Source organism: Neokomagataea anthophila (genome assembly GCF_018122595.1).
Classification (GTDB): domain Bacteria; phylum Pseudomonadota; class Alphaproteobacteria; order Acetobacterales; family Acetobacteraceae; genus Gluconobacter; species Gluconobacter anthophilus.
On sequence record NZ_JAGRQH010000001.1, the window covers coordinates 522,157 to 538,803 of the forward strand.

Below are 16,647 nucleotides of genomic sequence, written 5' to 3' on the forward strand. Positions count from 1 at the left end.
GGGGCCAGAATTTATGGTCCCCAAAAAATCTATCCATCTTAAATACACATTTTTATAGAATATTCTTTTGGCGTACATCCCGTTATTTTTCGAAATGTCGCGCTAAATGCACCTATACTTTCGTAACCCACATCTAGAGCAACACGCGTAACGGCCTCACCAGAGGCCAATCTCTCCTGTGCATTTATTATACGTAAACGTTGCCGCCAGGCAGAAAACGACATACCTGTTTCTTGTCGAAAATAACGAACAAATGAGCGTACTGACATAGAAGCTTCGTATGCCCAATCTTGCTGCTCACGGCGATCAGAAGGGTTTTCACTCAAAGCATCCACCACACGACGTAATCGAACGTCCTGAGGAAAAGGTAACGAAACGGATGCATGCGGCAGAACCAGAAGTTCATCCCAAAAGCTTTCTGCTAAACGCGCATGAACATCATTCCAAACCAAGCCAGATGCACAGTGAGACAAGCGCTCAGCTTGTGCCATTAGCAGAGATGTACACCGAATTAAAAAAGGGTCTTCAGGTAAAATATTTGATCGACTTGGGGCGATAAACAAACTCCACCCCTGAATTGCACCATGAGAACGGGCTTTATGCTCCAACAAAGGTGGCAGCCATAACGCCTGCCCTGGGCCTACAAGCCAATAAGCGCTTTCCGTCCGCACCGCCATAATGCCGTGCCTAACCCCCAAGATCTGCCCACGAGAATGCGCATGCGGATTAGCGATACGGCGGGTTTTTTGTTGCATATGGCCACCAAGCAACCACGGACAGTTTGCATCAAGAGATTCAATTTCGGAAAAAATTAGCGATGGTTTGGCGCACATGAGTCAAAAAATGGCTTAACGAAGCAAGAAAGCCAAGTGCAATCTCTTTAAAATATTCAGCAGGACAGAAAATATCTGTCCCTAACTCTAATAGTAAAGACAAAAGGAAATATCATGAAAATAGGATTTATCGGTCTTGGTGCCATGGGATATCCAATGACTAAACGTCTTATTCAAGCAGGACACTCTCTCTTCATCTATAATCGTACAGTATCCAAAGCGACAGGTCTCCTAGAAATGGGAGCTACTTTTGCAGAAACACCTGAGATTGTTGCGAGAGAATCCAATATTGTTTTTTCAATGATGTTTAACGACAAAACAACTCATGAAACAACATTTGGCAAAAACGGCATCGCCTCAGGGCTATCTCCAGACTCTATACATGTCTGTTGCAGCACGGTCTCTTTAGAACAAGCGCGCCTCTTGCGCGACGGTCATGCAGAGCGAGGCCAAGTGTATGTGAGCGCCAATGTCTTAGGGCGCCCACCAGCGGCAGAGGCCGGAGAATTATTCATCATGGCCGCTGGAGAAAGTTCCGCTCTCAACCTTCTGGAGCCTGTACTGAAATGCTTTGGCCCGCGTGTTTTCAAAATAGGCAGTGACCCTATTCAGGCCAATCTAGCCAAACTTTCGCTAAATTTTATGATTTATTCCACTATCGAACAGATGGCCGAAGTCTTTGCCCTGAACGAAAAAGCCGGGACAGACCCATGCAAAATTTTTGAGCTCATGACAGGTAGTTTTTGCAATGCGCCAGTTCATAAAAATTATGGGCGCCTTATGGTTGAACAACAATATAATTACCCCGGCGCTCCTGTGACACTCGGTCTAAAAGATATCGAGATGTTTTTAGGTGCCGGTGGCGATTATAATGTTCCACTCCCTTACGCTTCAATCGTCCGCGATCATCTCCTCAGCGCCATCAGCGCAGGCAATGCTGAGAAAGACTTCGTCATCCTTATGGAACATGCGCGAAAAGCCAGCGGTTTACCTGACGTTCAATAAACAAAAAACGGGGCCGAAGCCCCGTTTTTCTTTAAGCGTATTCGGACATATCCGGGCAGGAACAGATCAAGTTCCGATCGCCCCACGCATTGTCGAGACGACCGACTGGAGACCAGTATTTGCTGGTATCCACACCATTCGGGAAGCAGCCTTCCTCACGCGTGTAAGAACGCTCCCAAGGGCCGGCTAAATCGGCCACCGTATGCGGAGCGTGACGTAGCGCGCTATCTGCAATGGCAACCGCTCCACTTTCAATAACTGCGATTTCCTTACGGATCGCAATCATCGCGTCACAGAAACGGTCCAGTTCGGCTTTATTTTCAGATTCTGTCGGCTCAATCATGAACGTCCCCGCAACTGGGAAGCTCACGGTCGGCGCATGGAAGCCATGATCGATCAAACGCTTAGCGATATCATCGACCGTTACACCGCACGCATCCTTCAATGGACGCAGATCAATGATGCATTCATGAGCCGTGAAGCCGTTTTTACCACGGTACAGAACGGGATAATGCTCTGCCAAACGCGCCGTAATATAGTTCGCGTTCAGAATAGCAATTTCCGTTGCATGGCGCAGGCCAGCATCGCCCATCATCATGATATAGGCCGTGGAAATGGGTAGAATGGACGCTGAACCATAAGGCGCAGCCGATACCGCTACATCACATGCACCCGGCAGATACGGTGCCAAATGCGCGCCAACGCCGATTGGCCCCATACCCGGACCACCGCCGCCATGCGGGATGCAGAAGGTTTTATGCAGGTTAAAGTGTGAGACATCTGCTCCGTACTTACCCGGACGCGCCAGCCCAACTTGTGCATTCAGGTTTGCACCGTCCAGATACACCTGCCCGCCAGCGTCATGCACCAGTGCACAAATCTCAACAACGCGCTCTTCAAACACGCCATGGGTGGACGGATAGGTGATCATGATCGCGGCAACGCGGCCATCATGCTGCGCAAGCTTCACCTTCAGGTCATCAACATCAACATTGCCATCGGTATCACACGCCACAACAACCACGCGCATACCAACCATCTGCGCGGATGCTGGGTTCGTGCCATGTGCGGATGCTGGGATCAAGCACACATCACGCGCGTCATCACCACGTGCGCGATGATAACCACGGATTGCCAAAAGGCCCGCATACTCACCCTGCGCGCCGGAATTCGGCTGCAATGAGACTGCGTCATAGCCCGAAATTTTGCACAGAGCATCTTCCAGATATGCGAAGAGTTCTGCATAGCCTTCACGCTGATCAGCGGGTGCAAACGGATGAATCCGTGCGAATTCCGGCCATGTGATAGGGATCATCTCGCTGGTCGCGTTCAGCTTCATTGTGCAGGAGCCGAGCGGAATCATCGTGCGATCCAGCGCGAGGTCCTTATCGGACAATGCGCGCATATAACGCAGCAAATCCGTCTCAGAGCGATGTGCGTGGAACACCGGATGCGTCAACAACGCTGCACTGCGCTGCAAGGATGCTGGCAGAACCTCCGTTAACGACAGACCCGTTTCCAAAGCGGCCAAGCGCGCCTCATCTGGGCAGAAACAGCGCCACAATGCACGGATGCTGTCCGCTTCTGTGGTCTCATCACAGGAGATGCCCAAACGGCCATTGCCTGCATCACGCAGGTTAATGCCCGCTGCACGCGCACGCTCCAGCACCAACGCAGCCGATGCACCGGCATCGACCGTAATCGTATCAAAGAAGACGTCCGTCTCAACCTTAACGGCCAGCGCCTTCAGGCCCGCCGCAAGGATGGACGCCATACGGTGCGTGCGCTGTGCAATGGCACGCAAACCTTCTGGCCCATGATAGACCGCATACATAGAGGCAATCACGGCCAACAGAACCTGCGCTGTGCAGATATTGGACGTCGCTTTTTCACGGCGGATATGCTGCTCACGCGTTTGCAGCGCCAAACGATAGGCTGGGTTACCCGCGCTGTCCTTGGACACACCGACCAAACGACCCGGTAAATGGCGCTTATACGCATCACGCGTGGCCATAAAGCCCGCATGTGGGCCACCGGCGCCCATTGGCACGCCAAAGCGCTGCATGGAGCCAACAGCAATATCGGCACCCAATGCGCCCGGGCTTTCCAACATCACCAGTGCCAGCGGATCACTCGTAACAGCCGCAATCGCGCCCTTAGCGTGCAATGCGTCAATCAGCGCGCGCGGGTCACGCACTGCACCGGACGATGCCGGGTAAGAGAACAACGCACCGAACACATCTTGACCTTCAAGATCCGTCCATGGGTTACCAACGACGATTTCCCAGCCCAAAGGCTCAGCGCGTGTTTGTAGGACAGCCAGCGTTTGTGGGTGCGTATCAGCATCCACAAAGAACCGCTCGGACTTCGCCTTACATACACGGCGTGCCAAGGCCATGGCTTCCGCACATGCGGTCGCTTCATCCAGCAAGGATGCGTTCGCAATATCCAAGCCGCTCAGATCCGCAACCAGCGTTTGGAAGTTCAAAAGCGCTTCCAAACGGCCCTGGCTGATCTCTGGCTGATACGGCGTGTAAGCCGTGTACCATGCTGGATTTTCTAGAATATTGCGCTGAATGACGGCGGGAAGAACCGTGTCATAATAGCCCTGCCCGATCATGGATGTCAGAACCTGATTACGTTCTGCCATACCACGCAAACGTGCCAACGCTTGGCCTTCCGTCAGCGCCGCACCAACCCCATGATCTCCACGATCAAGGATAGCTTCCGGCACAGTGCGATCAATCAGGTTATCAAGGCTGCTCGCCCCAACCACCTGCAACATCGCATCAATTTCAGAGGAGCGCGGGCCAATATGGCGGGCACTGAAGGATTCCGTCGGCTGAGGCCAAAGCGTTGTCACGATGGGGATACTCTTTGCATCATCACAGGGCAGCCCGAGTGAGGGCTACGATAGGTCAATCATTATCGTTCGACGGGTGCAGGGTGTTTTTCTGTGGTGTTTTCCCTGAAAAGGAGGGGACTGTTTGTGCGGTAGGACGTTCTTTTTTGCAAAAAAGAACCAAAAAACTCTTGTTAATTAAGTGGTCTAGCCTTGCTGCGAAGACCATACCCTCACTTTCAAAAGTCTTTTTGCTTCTTTTTCTTCCAGAAAAAGACGAATCCCACCCCATAAAACGACACAGAAAAACCTCTAAAACCCGTCAATCATCACATCACGCGAGGATTACAGCGCGTCGTACTGCTCACGCGTCAGAAGGCTCGTGACGTCTTCTGGGTTTGATACCGTCATACGGAAAATCCAACCCTCACCTTCTGGCTCGGAACCAACCAGCGTCGGCTCGTCAGACAGACGATCATTGAAACCAGACACTGTGCCGGCAACAGGTGCATAAATGTCAGACGCTGCCTTTACGGATTCCACAACCGCTGCTGCATCACCCGCTGCAACTTCTGTGCCTTCATCCTTCGCTTCGACAAAAACCAGTTCGCCCAGCTCTTCAGAAGCATGCGCGGTAATACCGACGGTTGCTTCTGTGCCTTCAAGGCGGATCCACTCATGCGATTTCGTGTAGTAAGTCGTCATAACCGCTTTCCTCTCCCAAAACTCTCTTGGAGATCAAAGATCAACGCTTGAAACCAGGCGCCACAAACGGCGTCGCCCGGACATGAACGGGAACAAACTTCCCGCGCAATTCTGCAAAAAGGGCCGTATCCACAGCGGCATAGGCTGTTTCAACATAACCCATAGCCACCGGGGCCTGCACCGTGGGGCCAAACGCACCAGACGTCACCACACCCACGTGCTTCGTGCCTTGAGCATCCGCAAACAACTTCGCCCCACCACGGACTGGCGCACGGCCTTCAGCCATTAAGCCAACGCGCTGACGGGACACACCGTCACGTGCTTGGCGCAACACATGCTCCGCCCCCGGATACCCACCTTCACGCTCACCGCCTTCACGGCGGATTTTCTGAATCGCCCAACCGAGGGACGCTTCAATCGGCGTTGTGGTGGTATCAATATCATTGCCATAAAGGCATAGGCCGGCTTCGAGGCGCAGGGAATCACGTGCGCCCAGACCAATCGGCATCACATCGGGCTGTGCCAAAAGCAGGCGCGCCAAGCGCTCACCATCTTCTGCGGCACAACCAATTTCATAACCATCTTCACCCGTATAACCCGAGCGAGACAGAGTAACCGAAATGCCCTCAATCTGCGTTTCGATCATGTCCATAAAGCGCATCGATGCCGCAGCTGGGCAAAGCGGTGCCAATGCAGCTTCAGCCGCCGGGCCTTGCAGCGCAACTAACGCACGATCAAACTGACGCGTCACCACGCAGCGATCGGACAATGCAGCCTCAATCCGGTCTGCATCAGCCTCTTTGCACGATGCATTCACAACGACCAGCAATTCATGACCCAAATTGGCCACCATCAGATCGTCCAGAATGCCGCCTTCATCATTGGTCAGCAGGCCATAACGCTGGCGGTTCGCACCCAAACCTGCGTAATTGGCCGGGACCAAGCTTTCCAAAGCCAGCGCAGCGTCACGAACGTCACCAGACTTCGCAGCAATACGAATTTGCCCCATATGGGACACATCAAACAGGCCAGCCTTTGTGCGCGTGTGCAGATGCTCTGCCATCAAGCCTGCAGGGTACTGAAGCGGCATGGCATAACCAGCAAACGGCACCATACGGGCACCTAATTCACCATGAAGCGCAAAAAGGGGAGTCTGCTGAAGAGTGTCGCTCATAGGTCGATCCGGCTCACTTAGACAAATAGCGCAGACACGTCTCCACACACGGAAAAGTGCCGCCCCTTCTGTCCTTTGGCCTGAGATCGCTATCCCGTCGGCGGGCGCAAGATACGCCACTCTCCAGAAAAATTATGATCAACCGGTCCTTTGGCCTGAGAGTTTCCGGGGCGGTTGCTCCTTCGGCGCCAGCCTTGCGGCTAGTCTCTCCCGTGCTGATCTCCCCCTCTTTGCCAGAGACAGACCTGCCATGCAATCGTCACAGAGCAGCATCACACGCTCTCTCATATCTTGTTACGAAAGGAGCACACTCATGGCCTCAGAATTGACTGTTATTGCCGAGTTTCATGTCCCCGGCATTCATCTCGAAGCATTTCTTGCTGTTTGTGCGGAAGATAGCCGCCAATCTATCGCAGTCGAATCCGGCTGTCATAGCTTCGAGGTTTTATCCTCACCAGAAGATCCGAATCTAGTCGTGTTGGTCGAAACCTATACGGACCGTGCAGCTTTTGAAGCGCACCTCAAAACACCGCATTTCGCAGCATTCGCCAAAGCCGTAAAAGACTATGGCGCAAAAGAAAACGCCGTACGGTTTTTCAACCGCACCGCGCCTTAAAAAGCGTTTTGGTTTTTTTATAAGAAAGACCACGAAAGCTACCCATCAAAGCTGCTCTCGTGGTCTCCAAACCTAATACGCTAATATCAGCCTTTTTTGGGCAGATGCTCAGCAATATAAGGCGGCAAGTTAAACGCACCGACGTGGATTTCTGGCGTCCAATAACGGGTCTTACCCAGAATCTTGGCCGCTTCCGCACGTGCACGCACTTGCTCAATGGTCTGCGTATTGGGGGATTGACCCTTCGCAGCCACGCCCAACGTCATGAAGCCACCGACATAGGTCGGTACAGCCGCAACATACGCGGATACATGCGGGAAGAACTTTGCGCGACGCTCACTGGTGTCATGCAATTCATCAGCCTGCATGAACGGAACACCGCACTGATTCACGATGATGCCTTCATCCGACAGGATGCGGGCACAGTTCTTGTAGAACTCATCCGTAAACAGAACTTCGCCCACGCCAATCGGATCAGTGCTGTCAACGATAATCGCGTCAAAGGAACCATCAGCCGCTTTTGCGACATAATCGATTCCATCACCGACGATCACGTCTGCACGTGGGTCATTCCATGCATCGCCAGCGATATTCGGCAGGTGCTCTTTGGACAGTTCGATCACTGCGCCATCGATTTCCACCATGACCGCTTTTTCAACCGTGTCATGCTGCAACACGCGACGCAGAACACCGCCGTCACCCGCGCCAATGATCAGAACGCGCTTCGCACATGGATGCGCCATCAACGGCACATGAGCGAGCATTTCCTGATACACAAATTCATCACGTTCAGTGATCTGGATCACACCATCCAGAACCAAAACGCGGCCATGGCTGCTGCTTTCAAACACAACAATGTCCTGAAAGTCAGACTTCACACGTGCCAGTTCGCGGGTCACGAGGAAACGTTGTCCCCAGTCAGGGTACAGAGTTTCGTTCAGCCAATTTTCGGCCATGATCATCGTCTCCTTACGGAATAATCCGAGGCGCTCTGAGGCGACGTTAATAAGAAAAAAGCCGGGGACCATGAAAGACCCCGGCTATCTATTGGCGATAGTCTTCGCCCGGCCCTTAAGCCGTTTTTGCACGTCCCTGCACGCGGCCACGGCGTACGGCGTCAACCTCAACGCGGCCAGCTTGGAACAAGCGCTGCATGACAGGAATCGTCAGATTCGGGTCACAAGCGCCACACATGAACACATCCACAGCCGCGAAATTACGCTCCGGCCATGTGTGGATGGAAATGTGACTCTCGGCCAGAACGACAACACCCGACACACCACCATTCGGCGTGAAGTGGTGGAAGTGGCTGTGCAAAATCGTTGCACCAGCGGCGATCGCACCTTCACACAGAGTCTCATCAATGCGCTTCGGATCGTCGAGATTGCTCGCGTCCCAGAAGTCGACCAAGATGTGATTCCCTGCGAAACGTTCGCCGTCACGCTCGATAAAATAGTCCTTGCGCTCCTCTTCAACAGAGTGAGCTTCGCTGTTCTGGATATCTCTCGGGTGTTCCGATACCATCCCCAGTTGAGCAAGTGCGTTCATCACGTACCCCCAAACCAGTAGACGGCCTGTTGGGCGTCATCGCCCCCTTGGGCCAGGTGAGGGCTGGATACAGCGCCTCCCCACCTGGATGCAAGGTTTTTCTGAGATGATTCGTGAATTGTCAAAAACCTGTCAGCGAACCACCTCAGAATTGTAATGCTTCGTCTTAATTGCGCTCTTTATCGACCAATTTGCCTTTGGAAATCCAAGGCATCATAGCGCGCAGCTTAGCGCCGGTTTCTTCGATCTGGTGCGCATCATTGCGGGCACGGATAGCCTTAAAGCCAACGCCGCCTGACTGGTTCTCAAGAATGAAGTTACGCACGAACGTACCATCTTGAATATCGGTCAGAACGCGCTTCATTTCAGCCTTTGTTTCAGCCGTGATGATGCGTGGACCCGTTACATACTCACCATACTCCGCCGTGTTGGAGATGGAGTAGTTCATGTTCGAGATACCGCCTTCATACAGCAGATCCACGATCAGCTTCAGCTCATGCAAGCACTCAAAATACGCCATTTCCGGTGCATAACCACCTTCAACCAGCGTTTCAAAGCCTGCACGGATCAGCTCAACCGCACCGCCACACAGAACAGCTTGTTCACCGAACAAGTCGGTTTCAACTTCTTCCTTGAACGACGTTTCGATGATGCCTGCACGGCCACCACCATTCGCCGAAGCATAGGACAGAGCAATGTCCAGAGCCTGACCAGAAGCGTTTTGTGCAACAGCAACCAGAGACGGCACACCGCCACCCTTCTGGTACTCAGAACGCACCGTGTGGCCAGGGCCCTTTGGTGCGATCAAGAACACGTCCAGATCAGGGCGGGCTTCGATGATGCGGAAATGGATGGACAGGCCATGAGCAAAAGCCAGTGCTGCGCCTTGCTTCAGGTTGGCTTCCAAGCTGTCTTTATACAGTGCGCCCTGGCCTTCATCCGGCGTCAGAACCATGACAACGTCAGCCCAAGCTGCTGCTTCTGCCGGTCCCATAACCTTAAAGCCAGCGCCCTCAGCCTTCTTCACAGCAGAGGAGGTTGGACGCAGACCGATCACGAGATCAGATACGCCGCTATCACGCAGGTTGTTCGCATGGGCATGGCCTTGGCTGCCATAACCGATAATCGCGACCTTCTTGCTCTTGATCAGGTTCAGGTCAGCATCACGATCATAATAAACCCGCATCAGACAGTCTCCTCGCTGGGGTGAAATACCAAAGGTGCAAAAACTTCAGGGCCGCGCGCGATGGCTGCAATCCCTGTCCGCGAAATGTCAGCCAAGCCGAGATTTCGCATCAACTCAATAAACGCGTCGATCTTCTCCGGCGAACCGGTCAGTTCAAACACGAAACTCGTCGCCGTACTATCCACACGCCGCGCACGGAACGATTCCGCAATGCGCAGGGCTTCGGTCCGGTCTTCTCCAGAAGACACGATCTTCACCAACGCAAGTTCACGCCCAACAAAAGCGCCTTCTTCCGTGAGATCCGAGACGGCATGAACCGGCACAAGGCGTTTCAACTGCGCCTTGATTTGCTGAATGACCATCGGCGTACCGGAGGTCAGTACGGTAATGCGAGACAGCCCCTGACGTTCATCAACCTGCGCGACCGTGAGGCTAGAGATATTATAGCCACGACCAGAAAACAGGCCGACCACACGGGCCAAAGCGCCACTCTCATTCTCAATCAGAACCGAAATAACCGAATTCTGGATGATATCTGTTGAAGCTGTGTCAGACATTAGACCAACATCATCCCTTCTTCCGTCAGACCTGCGGCCGCAGAATCTTGATCTGGGCCGAGCAACATCTGGTTATGAGCCGCCCCCGATGGGATCATTGGATAACAATTCTCCCCTTCGGCCACGCAGATATCCGCAATCACTGGGCCATCATGCGCCAACATGTCACGGATCACCTTGTCCAGTTCACCGACATTCGTGGCCCGCATACCCGTTCCATGAAACGATTCAGCCAATTTCACAAAATCAGGCAATGCTTCACTATAGGATTGCGAGTAGCGTGACCCATGCAGCAGTTCCTGCCACTGACGCACCATACCCATGTAGCGATTATTCAGAATGAAGATTTTCACCGGCAGACGATACTGCGCGATGGTCCCCAACTCCTGAATATTCATCAGAGTGGATGCTTCACCGGCAATATCAATGACCAGAGCATCCGGGTGAGCGACCTGAGCACCTACAGCTGCTGGCAAACCATAACCCATCGTACCTAGGCCGCCGGATGTCAGCCAACGGTTCGGCTTATCAAATTGGAAGTGCTGTGCAGCCCACATTTGATGCTGTCCCACTTCCGTGGAAACAAATGTGTCACGACCGCTTTCCTTCACCAACTCATACAAACGCTGAATGGCATATTGCGGACGAATTACCGCTTCAGGCGTCATATCTTGCGTAAAACCAAAGCCGTCCACGCTGCGCCATGACGCAATTTGGTTCCACCACGGCGTCAGGTCAGGAGTTTCCGTCTCACCCCAGCCTTCCAGCAGAGCTTCCAACGTTTCACCAACATCACCTTCCAAGCGGATATCCACCGGGATGATTTTATCAATCTGGCTCGGATCAATATCCGCATGAACCTTGAAAGAATGTGGTGAGAACGCATCGACCCGACCCGTCACACGGTCATCAAAGCGTACACCCAATGCAATCAACAGGTCACAGCCATGGGTTGCCATATTGGCTTCTACAGCACCATGCATGCCCAGCATGCCTAGGAATTGTGGATCAGGTGAAGGGAAAGCACCCAACCCCATCAAGGTTGATGTTACAGGGAAACCCGTTTTCCGCGCCAATGCGCGCAACAACTCTGCCGCATGCGGGCCCGAATTGATGATACCACCACCCGTATAAAACAGCGGTTTTTTCGCAGTTTTCATCGCCTCAAGCGTACGGGCAATCGCATCCTGCGTTGGACGATTTTGCGCTGCCACTTTCTGCAAACGCTTCATTGCAGGCGTCGGCATTGCTGGTACCAACGGAGCTTTACCAACGGTAATGTCTTTTGGCAGATCAATCAGCACTGGCCCGGGGCGACCGCCTTGTGCCACCGCGAACGCTTCCCGTACCGTCGGCGCGAGTGTTTCGGGTGTACGTACCAAGTAATTATGCTTCGTCGCCGGGCGTGTGATGCCCGTTGTGTCCGCTTCTTGGAACGCATCATTGCCAATCAGCTTCGTCGGGACCTGACCGCTCAAACATACGAGCGGAATGGAATCCATCAGGGCGTCAACCAAGCCCGTCACCGCATTGGTCGCACCGGGACCAGACGTTACCAACACAACGCCTGTTTTCCCCGTAGAGCGGGCATAAGCTTCCGCTGCGTGCACGGCAGCCTGCTCATGGCGAACAAGAATATGACGAATATGATCTTGCTTGAACAGTGCATCATAAATAGGCAGCACTGCTCCACCCGGGTATCCGAACACGACTTCCACACCGAGTTCACGGAGAACGCGCAGAAGGACTTCTGCGCCATTCAGCGTTTCAGTGTGCAGTTCTTTTGTGTGTTCATCGGCTTTGGGCGCCGCAAGATCCGTCACCACTATCCTCCCAATGGCGTTTAGAGTGCCGGGTTTAGGACGCTACGCTCTGAAGGTCAACGCGATTTGATATAAAATTCTGTATTTTTTCTTTATATTTTTCCGAATCTTGCTCATTTGGCGGGTATCTACGCAACAAAACCATAGAGTCTTCTTTTTTACCCAGATCATGATGGCGAAACCATGTTGCTTGTCGGCGTGTATAACGCCCGGTCGCCAACACTGCGGCTTCAGCGGCTTCAGCCAAAGAAAGCTCTTGGCGTAAAACTGCCGATAACTCTGGAACACCATGTGCGCGCATCGCTGGCAAAGCGGTATCCAACCCACGCTCTACTAATGCGGCCACTTCATCAAGCCCCCCCGCCGCCAGCATCTGATCAAAACGGACTTTAATTGAGGCCCTCAGCTCCGGACGAGGTGGGTCCAACCGTACAGACACAAAACGGCACGATGCCGGCGGCAAACCCGGCTCGGCGCGCCATGCAACCAATCCACGCCCTGTCCCTCGCCAAACTTCCCAAGCCCGCGCAATACGCTGCGCATCATTGGGACGCAGAGTTTCTGCTGTATCGGGGTCTACTTCTACCAAACGAGCGTGCAAAGCTGCTGGACCGATCTCCTCAACCAAATACCGTGCTTCGTTCCGAGCGCTTTCTCCGGGGTCAGGAACTTCAACCAACCCCTCCAGAAGAGCTCTGAGGTACATCCCTGTACCGCCACACAAAATCGGCATACGCCCTTCGGCCCAGCATGCCTCCATGGCAGCTAAAGCCTGCTCACGCCACCATGCGACACTCCCAGGAGACGCGGCATCTAAAACACCATATAAACGGTGCGGAACGCGTGCTTCATCTTCTACCGAGGGGCGAGCGGTGAGAATATGCAGATCTCGATAGACCTGCATCGAATCCGCATTGATCACGACGCCATTCTGGTGCCGTGCAATATCCATCGCGAGAGCTGACTTGCCGGAACAGGTTGGCCCGGCCACAATAATTGCAATTCTTGAGGCGTTCATACCCTCTTCCTGCCACATGCACCGCCCCACAGGCGAGAGTGTTCAACCGCTAAAGGCTTAATCATGTCTCTCCCCTATGTCTTGACCCTCGTTGCAGACCGCCGCAATGGTCCGCTTGCCCCAGAGGCCATCGACATTGCGCGCACTCTCGTACGCGGCGAAAAGCCCATTACCCTTTCACCGGGAGAGGCTGTTGATATTCCCTGCCCTCCAACCGTTGCAAATGCTGCCACCATTCGCGCAACACTCGCGCCATACAAAACCGATGCTCTTCTCATCAAAACACGCGGTCGTCGCAAAGCCGTTCTCGTGGCCGACATGGACAGTACGATCGTCACAAGCGAAACGCTTGATGAAATGGCCAATATTCTTGGTGTTGGAGAGGATGTTGCCGCCATCACCCGTGCCTCTATGAATGGGGAGTTGGATTTTGATACAGCCCTTGAGCAGCGCGTTGCCCTTCTAGAAAACCGCTCAGCCAGTGTGCTTGAGGACGTATGGAACGCAACCCATCTCACAGAAGGCGCACGGGAACTGGTTATGACCATGCGCGCTCATCGCGCACGCACGGCGCTTGTTTCTGGTGGCTTCACATGGTTCACGCAGCGCGTAGCCGCATTATGTGGCTTTGATGAGCATCACGGGAACCACCTTGGCCTCGAAGGCAATATTTTAACGGGCCGCCTTGCCGGACCGATTTTAGGGCCGGATGCAAAGCTGGACCATCTTCGCCGCCTCGCGGCTGAACGCGGCGTACAGCTCAAAGCATGCGTCACAACAGGCGATGGTGCAAACGACATTCCGATGCTGAAAGAAGCCGGGCTTGGCCTCGCATTCCACGCGAAACCAAACGTGCGCAAAGTGACCGAAATGCAGATTAATTTTGCATCACTCCGGGCACATCTTTTTGCCCAAGGCTACCGCGCAGAAGACTTCGTAACAGACTAACCATACAGACTACACGCTAAGAGGGAGAACTCCTCCCTCAACACTTCTCTTTTCCCATTGGCAGACCGCGCTGATGGGAAACCTATCTGCGGGTGCGTTTTAGCTTAATATGCCCGCCCAAACGCTCTAGGGCTGCACGCAACTCATCATTCTCCACACCCTCCACAGAAACGGCTGGAAGACGCTTTTTCACGCGGGGCGCAACAGGCCGGAGTGTATGATCTTGTACCAATTTCAAACGCTCAATCGCATGCACGCCACGTAACCCGCATGCTGTATTAATACGTTCTAAAAGTTGGACACTTTGGTGCTGCAACTCCATCGCCACAGGGCCTGCACAAGCCAACGTCAATGTGCCTGCGGATAAACGCCGAGGCTCCGTCTGCTGCGCTAAATAAGGCCCTACAAAATCAGGCCAGTTCAACGCAAGACGGACCAAAATAGGAGATTTTTTCTTAAATGCCGGTTGCGTGACTTGCGTTACAAACGCACCAATTTGCTTAGTGCCATAAGTTGTTGTTTTGGGCCTAAAAGGCGCTTTTCCTGTCGGAAAAGTCTCATTACTGCGCTTGTTCAGCGTCCCATCCTCTTCCATATAAGAGAGCGTGATTCTTAACGCTTCTGAACTCCTCCGCTGGTATGACACGCATCGCCGTAGCTTGCCATGGCGCGGCTCCGATAAACTGCGCCCTTCACCTTATGCCGTGTGGCTGAGCGAAATCATGCTCCAGCAAACCACTGTGCAGGCAGTTATACCGTATTTTGAACGCTTCTTCACGGATTATCCCACGGTTCAAGCATTAGCCGCTGCACCACTGGAAGACGTCCTTCAGCGTTGGGCCGGGCTTGGTTACTATGCCCGCGCCCGCAATCTGCACGCTTGCGCACAAAAGGTCACTGAGCGTGGGGGGTTTCCGCAAACCGTCGATGAATTACAAACCCTACCGGGCATTGGCGCATATACGGCGCGGGCCGTGGCCGCGATTGCTTTTGGTGTGCCTGTCGTGCCGGTTGATGGCAATGTAGAGCGTGTTACATCGCGGCTTTTTGCTGTTGAAGACCCCATTCCGGGCGCCCGCCCACAGTTGCACCGCCACGCCGCGACGCTCAACGATGACCCTATCGCTAAAACACGCCCTTCAGATTTTGCTCAGGCACTTTTTGACCTAGGGTCAAGCATTTGCACACCACGCAACCCGACATGCTTACCGTGCCCGTGGCGCACACCCTGCAAAGCACAAGCACAAGGCATTGCAGCATCGCTTCCAAAACGCGCCCCTAAAGCAGTAAGGCCAACACGATACGGCGCGCACTTCATTATTACGGACCATCAGGGACAATTTTTACTCCGACAACGCCCCGCTAAAGGTCTGTTAGGAGGCATGGACGAGTTTCCAGGAACGGAATGGCGTTCTAGCCCGTGGAGCGAAGAAGAAGCTTTAAACCAAGCACCGGCTCTCTTAAGCTGGACACTCTGTGGAGAAGTGACACATATTTTCTCACATTTCACACTGAAAGTGACTGTCTACGGAACTCGTCTTCTCCAAAACCGTAATCAAACGATTGATACGGATTACGGTTCTTTTCGTCCTCTGAAGAGCGCAGCTCTTCCGGGTATTATGAGTAAGTGTCTCGCACTTTATAAAACATCTGCACAGTAAACAGGACATTCCATGAAGAACTCAGCCGCAGCAACTTCACTGTATCTCATGGATTGGCATGGTCATTTCCTTAGCCACGACCCAATGCGCGATAGGTTTTCAGTATCTCCTTTCAATCCCGGCATACTGCCAGACCTTACTATCAATGCGCCCAAGCACTTTTCTCTACCAACGGACATCCAGTTCATAAAACATATCTCTATGCCCAAACCATTTCCGACCTGCATCATGGACGATGCTGGGGGTGGCTATGTATCTTTGTTCTTTCCACAAAAACAACGCTATCTTACTTGCCTACCTATACCGGAACAGCAGGAACAAGCCGTTATCCGAGCCGAATTCGTGCATGGATGGGAAAAATTCATCCCCTTTACCCCGGCTGCTCTACGGGGCCTCTCATTGTTGATGCTCCCTGAGCTTTACTCAATTATATCCAAAGATGGCCGCCCGGTCTCAGCGCTTACTCTTCATCCACACTCAAATATTGGCTCGATTGATGGATTTAATATATCAATTGTAGATAATATTAGAAATTTTGATCTAATTGGAAAAGAAAATACAGAAATAAACTTAATAAATCAGGAAAATTCTGAAAAATTATCCTTAACAATACATAAAAAATAAATTTATCATTCTTTATATCTAAATAATTAAAATTATAAAATTTCATACACAATTTGAAATTTTTTCATAATGAGAATGACTTTCATTTTCATAGAATTGTTCTATAA

General features: G+C 52.6%; 16 protein-coding genes and 2 riboswitches. Of the genes, 5 read left to right on the top strand and 11 right to left on the bottom strand.

All coding sequences use genetic code 11. The annotated features are described in order from the left end of the window. Positions 1-38: 38 nt before the first annotated feature. Positions 39-755, bottom strand: a complete 717-nt coding sequence (locus KB213_RS02325; protein ID WP_249110136.1) for an AraC family transcriptional regulator — start codon at positions 753-755, stop codon at positions 39-41. 192 nt (positions 756-947) lie between these two features. Between KB213_RS02325 and KB213_RS02330 the strand changes: the two genes are divergently transcribed. Further along, complete coding sequence (locus KB213_RS02330; protein WP_211680444.1) at positions 948-1,838, top strand: NAD(P)-dependent oxidoreductase; 891 nt, start codon at positions 948-950, stop codon at positions 1,836-1,838. 31 nt (positions 1,839-1,869) lie between these two features. On the opposite strand, the gene gcvP is transcribed toward KB213_RS02330, so the two are convergent. The 3 genes from gcvP to gcvT form a co-directional block, all read right to left on the bottom strand. Then, positions 1,870-4,701: an aminomethyl-transferring glycine dehydrogenase gene (gene gcvP / locus KB213_RS02335; protein WP_211680445.1), complete on the bottom strand. Its 2,832-nt coding sequence runs from the start codon at positions 4,699-4,701 to the stop codon at positions 1,870-1,872. Between the two features lie 324 nt (positions 4,702-5,025). Continuing rightward, a complete protein-coding gene (gene gcvH / locus KB213_RS02340; protein ID WP_211680446.1) occupies positions 5,026-5,385 on the bottom strand; it encodes a glycine cleavage system protein GcvH in 360 nt (119 codons plus the stop codon). 40 nt (positions 5,386-5,425) lie between these two features. Then, entirely contained in the window at positions 5,426-6,559 is a 1,134-nt protein-coding gene (gene gcvT, locus KB213_RS02345; protein WP_211680447.1) for a glycine cleavage system aminomethyltransferase GcvT, read from the bottom strand. Positions 6,560-6,617: 58 nt separating this feature from the next. Next, positions 6,618-6,692: riboswitch (glycine riboswitch) on the bottom strand. Position 6,693: 1 nt separating this feature from the next. Further along, positions 6,694-6,782, bottom strand: a riboswitch (glycine riboswitch). A 90-nt stretch (positions 6,783-6,872) separates the two neighbouring features. On the opposite strand from gcvT, the gene KB213_RS02350 reads away from it, so the two are divergent. After that, positions 6,873-7,175, top strand: coding sequence for a putative quinol monooxygenase (locus tag KB213_RS02350; protein WP_211680448.1), 303 nt, complete (start codon positions 6,873-6,875; stop codon positions 7,173-7,175). Between the two features lie 86 nt (positions 7,176-7,261). On the opposite strand, the gene speE is transcribed toward KB213_RS02350, so the two are convergent. From speE to miaA, 6 genes are all read right to left on the bottom strand, one after another. Then, the gene (gene speE, locus KB213_RS02355) at positions 7,262-8,131 is read right to left on the bottom strand and encodes a polyamine aminopropyltransferase (RefSeq protein WP_068171591.1); all 870 of its coding nucleotides are present in this window, start codon (positions 8,129-8,131) and stop codon (positions 7,262-7,264) included. Positions 8,132-8,246: 115 nt separating this feature from the next. Beyond that, complete coding sequence (speD, locus tag KB213_RS02360; protein ID WP_211680449.1) at positions 8,247-8,723, bottom strand: adenosylmethionine decarboxylase; 477 nt, start codon at positions 8,721-8,723, stop codon at positions 8,247-8,249. A 166-nt stretch (positions 8,724-8,889) separates the two neighbouring features. After that, positions 8,890-9,909 carry a ketol-acid reductoisomerase gene (ilvC, locus tag KB213_RS02365; protein WP_068171397.1) on the bottom strand — a complete coding sequence of 340 codons (1,020 nt, stop codon included), beginning with the start codon at positions 9,907-9,909 and terminating at the stop codon, positions 8,890-8,892. Continuing rightward, complete coding sequence (gene ilvN, locus KB213_RS02370) at positions 9,909-10,466, bottom strand: acetolactate synthase small subunit (protein ID WP_211680450.1); 558 nt, start codon at positions 10,464-10,466, stop codon at positions 9,909-9,911. Before ilvN ends, ilvC begins: the two co-directional genes overlap by 1 nt. Beyond that, positions 10,466-12,289 (bottom strand): biosynthetic-type acetolactate synthase large subunit, encoded by a 1,824-nt coding sequence (gene ilvB, locus KB213_RS02375; RefSeq protein WP_346266651.1) that lies wholly within the window; start codon positions 12,287-12,289, stop codon positions 10,466-10,468. Before ilvB ends, ilvN begins: the two co-directional genes overlap by 1 nt. A gap of 34 nt (positions 12,290-12,323) precedes the next feature. After that, positions 12,324-13,307, bottom strand: a complete 984-nt coding sequence (gene miaA, locus KB213_RS02380; RefSeq protein WP_211680452.1) for a tRNA (adenosine(37)-N6)-dimethylallyltransferase MiaA — start codon at positions 13,305-13,307, stop codon at positions 12,324-12,326. Between the two features lie 63 nt (positions 13,308-13,370). Between miaA and serB the strand changes: the two genes are divergently transcribed. Then, a complete protein-coding gene (serB, locus tag KB213_RS02385) occupies positions 13,371-14,255 on the top strand; it encodes a phosphoserine phosphatase SerB (protein WP_211680453.1) in 885 nt (294 codons plus the stop codon). An 82-nt stretch (positions 14,256-14,337) separates the two neighbouring features. On the opposite strand, the gene KB213_RS02390 is transcribed toward serB, so the two are convergent. Further along, the gene (locus KB213_RS02390) at positions 14,338-14,850 is read right to left on the bottom strand and encodes a DUF721 domain-containing protein (protein ID WP_211680454.1); all 513 of its coding nucleotides are present in this window, start codon (positions 14,848-14,850) and stop codon (positions 14,338-14,340) included. Between the two features lie 10 nt (positions 14,851-14,860). Between KB213_RS02390 and mutY the strand changes: the two genes are divergently transcribed. Both mutY and KB213_RS02400 read left to right on the top strand, forming a co-directional pair. Beyond that, a complete protein-coding gene (gene mutY, locus KB213_RS02395) occupies positions 14,861-15,916 on the top strand; it encodes an A/G-specific adenine glycosylase (protein WP_211680455.1) in 1,056 nt (351 codons plus the stop codon). Positions 15,917-15,928: 12 nt separating this feature from the next. After that, entirely contained in the window at positions 15,929-16,540 is a 612-nt protein-coding gene (locus KB213_RS02400) for a hypothetical protein (protein WP_211680456.1), read from the top strand. Positions 16,541-16,647 lie beyond the last annotated feature (107 nt).

Bases quoted from the DNA above. Each gene is read 5' to 3' on its own strand.
- speE (WP_068171591.1), bottom strand. From the start codon at position 8,131: ATGGCCGAAAATTGGCTGAACGAAACTCTGTACCCTGACTGGGGACAA.
- KB213_RS02400 (WP_211680456.1), top strand. From the start codon at position 15,929: ATGAAGAACTCAGCCGCAGCAACTTCACTGTATCTCATGGATTGGCAT.
- speD (WP_211680449.1), bottom strand. From the start codon at position 8,723: ATGAACGCACTTGCTCAACTGGGGATGGTATCGGAACACCCGAGAGAT.
- KB213_RS02390 (WP_211680454.1), bottom strand. From the start codon at position 14,850: ATGGAAGAGGATGGGACGCTGAACAAGCGCAGTAATGAGACTTTTCCG.
- serB (WP_211680453.1), top strand. From the start codon at position 13,371: ATGTCTCTCCCCTATGTCTTGACCCTCGTTGCAGACCGCCGCAATGGT.
- KB213_RS02325 (WP_249110136.1), bottom strand. From the start codon at position 755: ATGCAACAAAAAACCCGCCGTATCGCTAATCCGCATGCGCATTCTCGT.
- KB213_RS02350 (WP_211680448.1), top strand. From the start codon at position 6,873: ATGGCCTCAGAATTGACTGTTATTGCCGAGTTTCATGTCCCCGGCATT.
- KB213_RS02330 (WP_211680444.1), top strand. From the start codon at position 948: ATGAAAATAGGATTTATCGGTCTTGGTGCCATGGGATATCCAATGACT.
- gcvT (WP_211680447.1), bottom strand. From the start codon at position 6,559: ATGAGCGACACTCTTCAGCAGACTCCCCTTTTTGCGCTTCATGGTGAA.
- ilvC (WP_068171397.1), bottom strand. From the start codon at position 9,909: ATGCGGGTTTATTATGATCGTGATGCTGACCTGAACCTGATCAAGAGC.
- gcvH (WP_211680446.1), bottom strand. From the start codon at position 5,385: ATGACGACTTACTACACGAAATCGCATGAGTGGATCCGCCTTGAAGGC.
- ilvN (WP_211680450.1), bottom strand. From the start codon at position 10,466: ATGTCTGACACAGCTTCAACAGATATCATCCAGAATTCGGTTATTTCG.
- miaA (WP_211680452.1), bottom strand. From the start codon at position 13,307: ATGAACGCCTCAAGAATTGCAATTATTGTGGCCGGGCCAACCTGTTCC.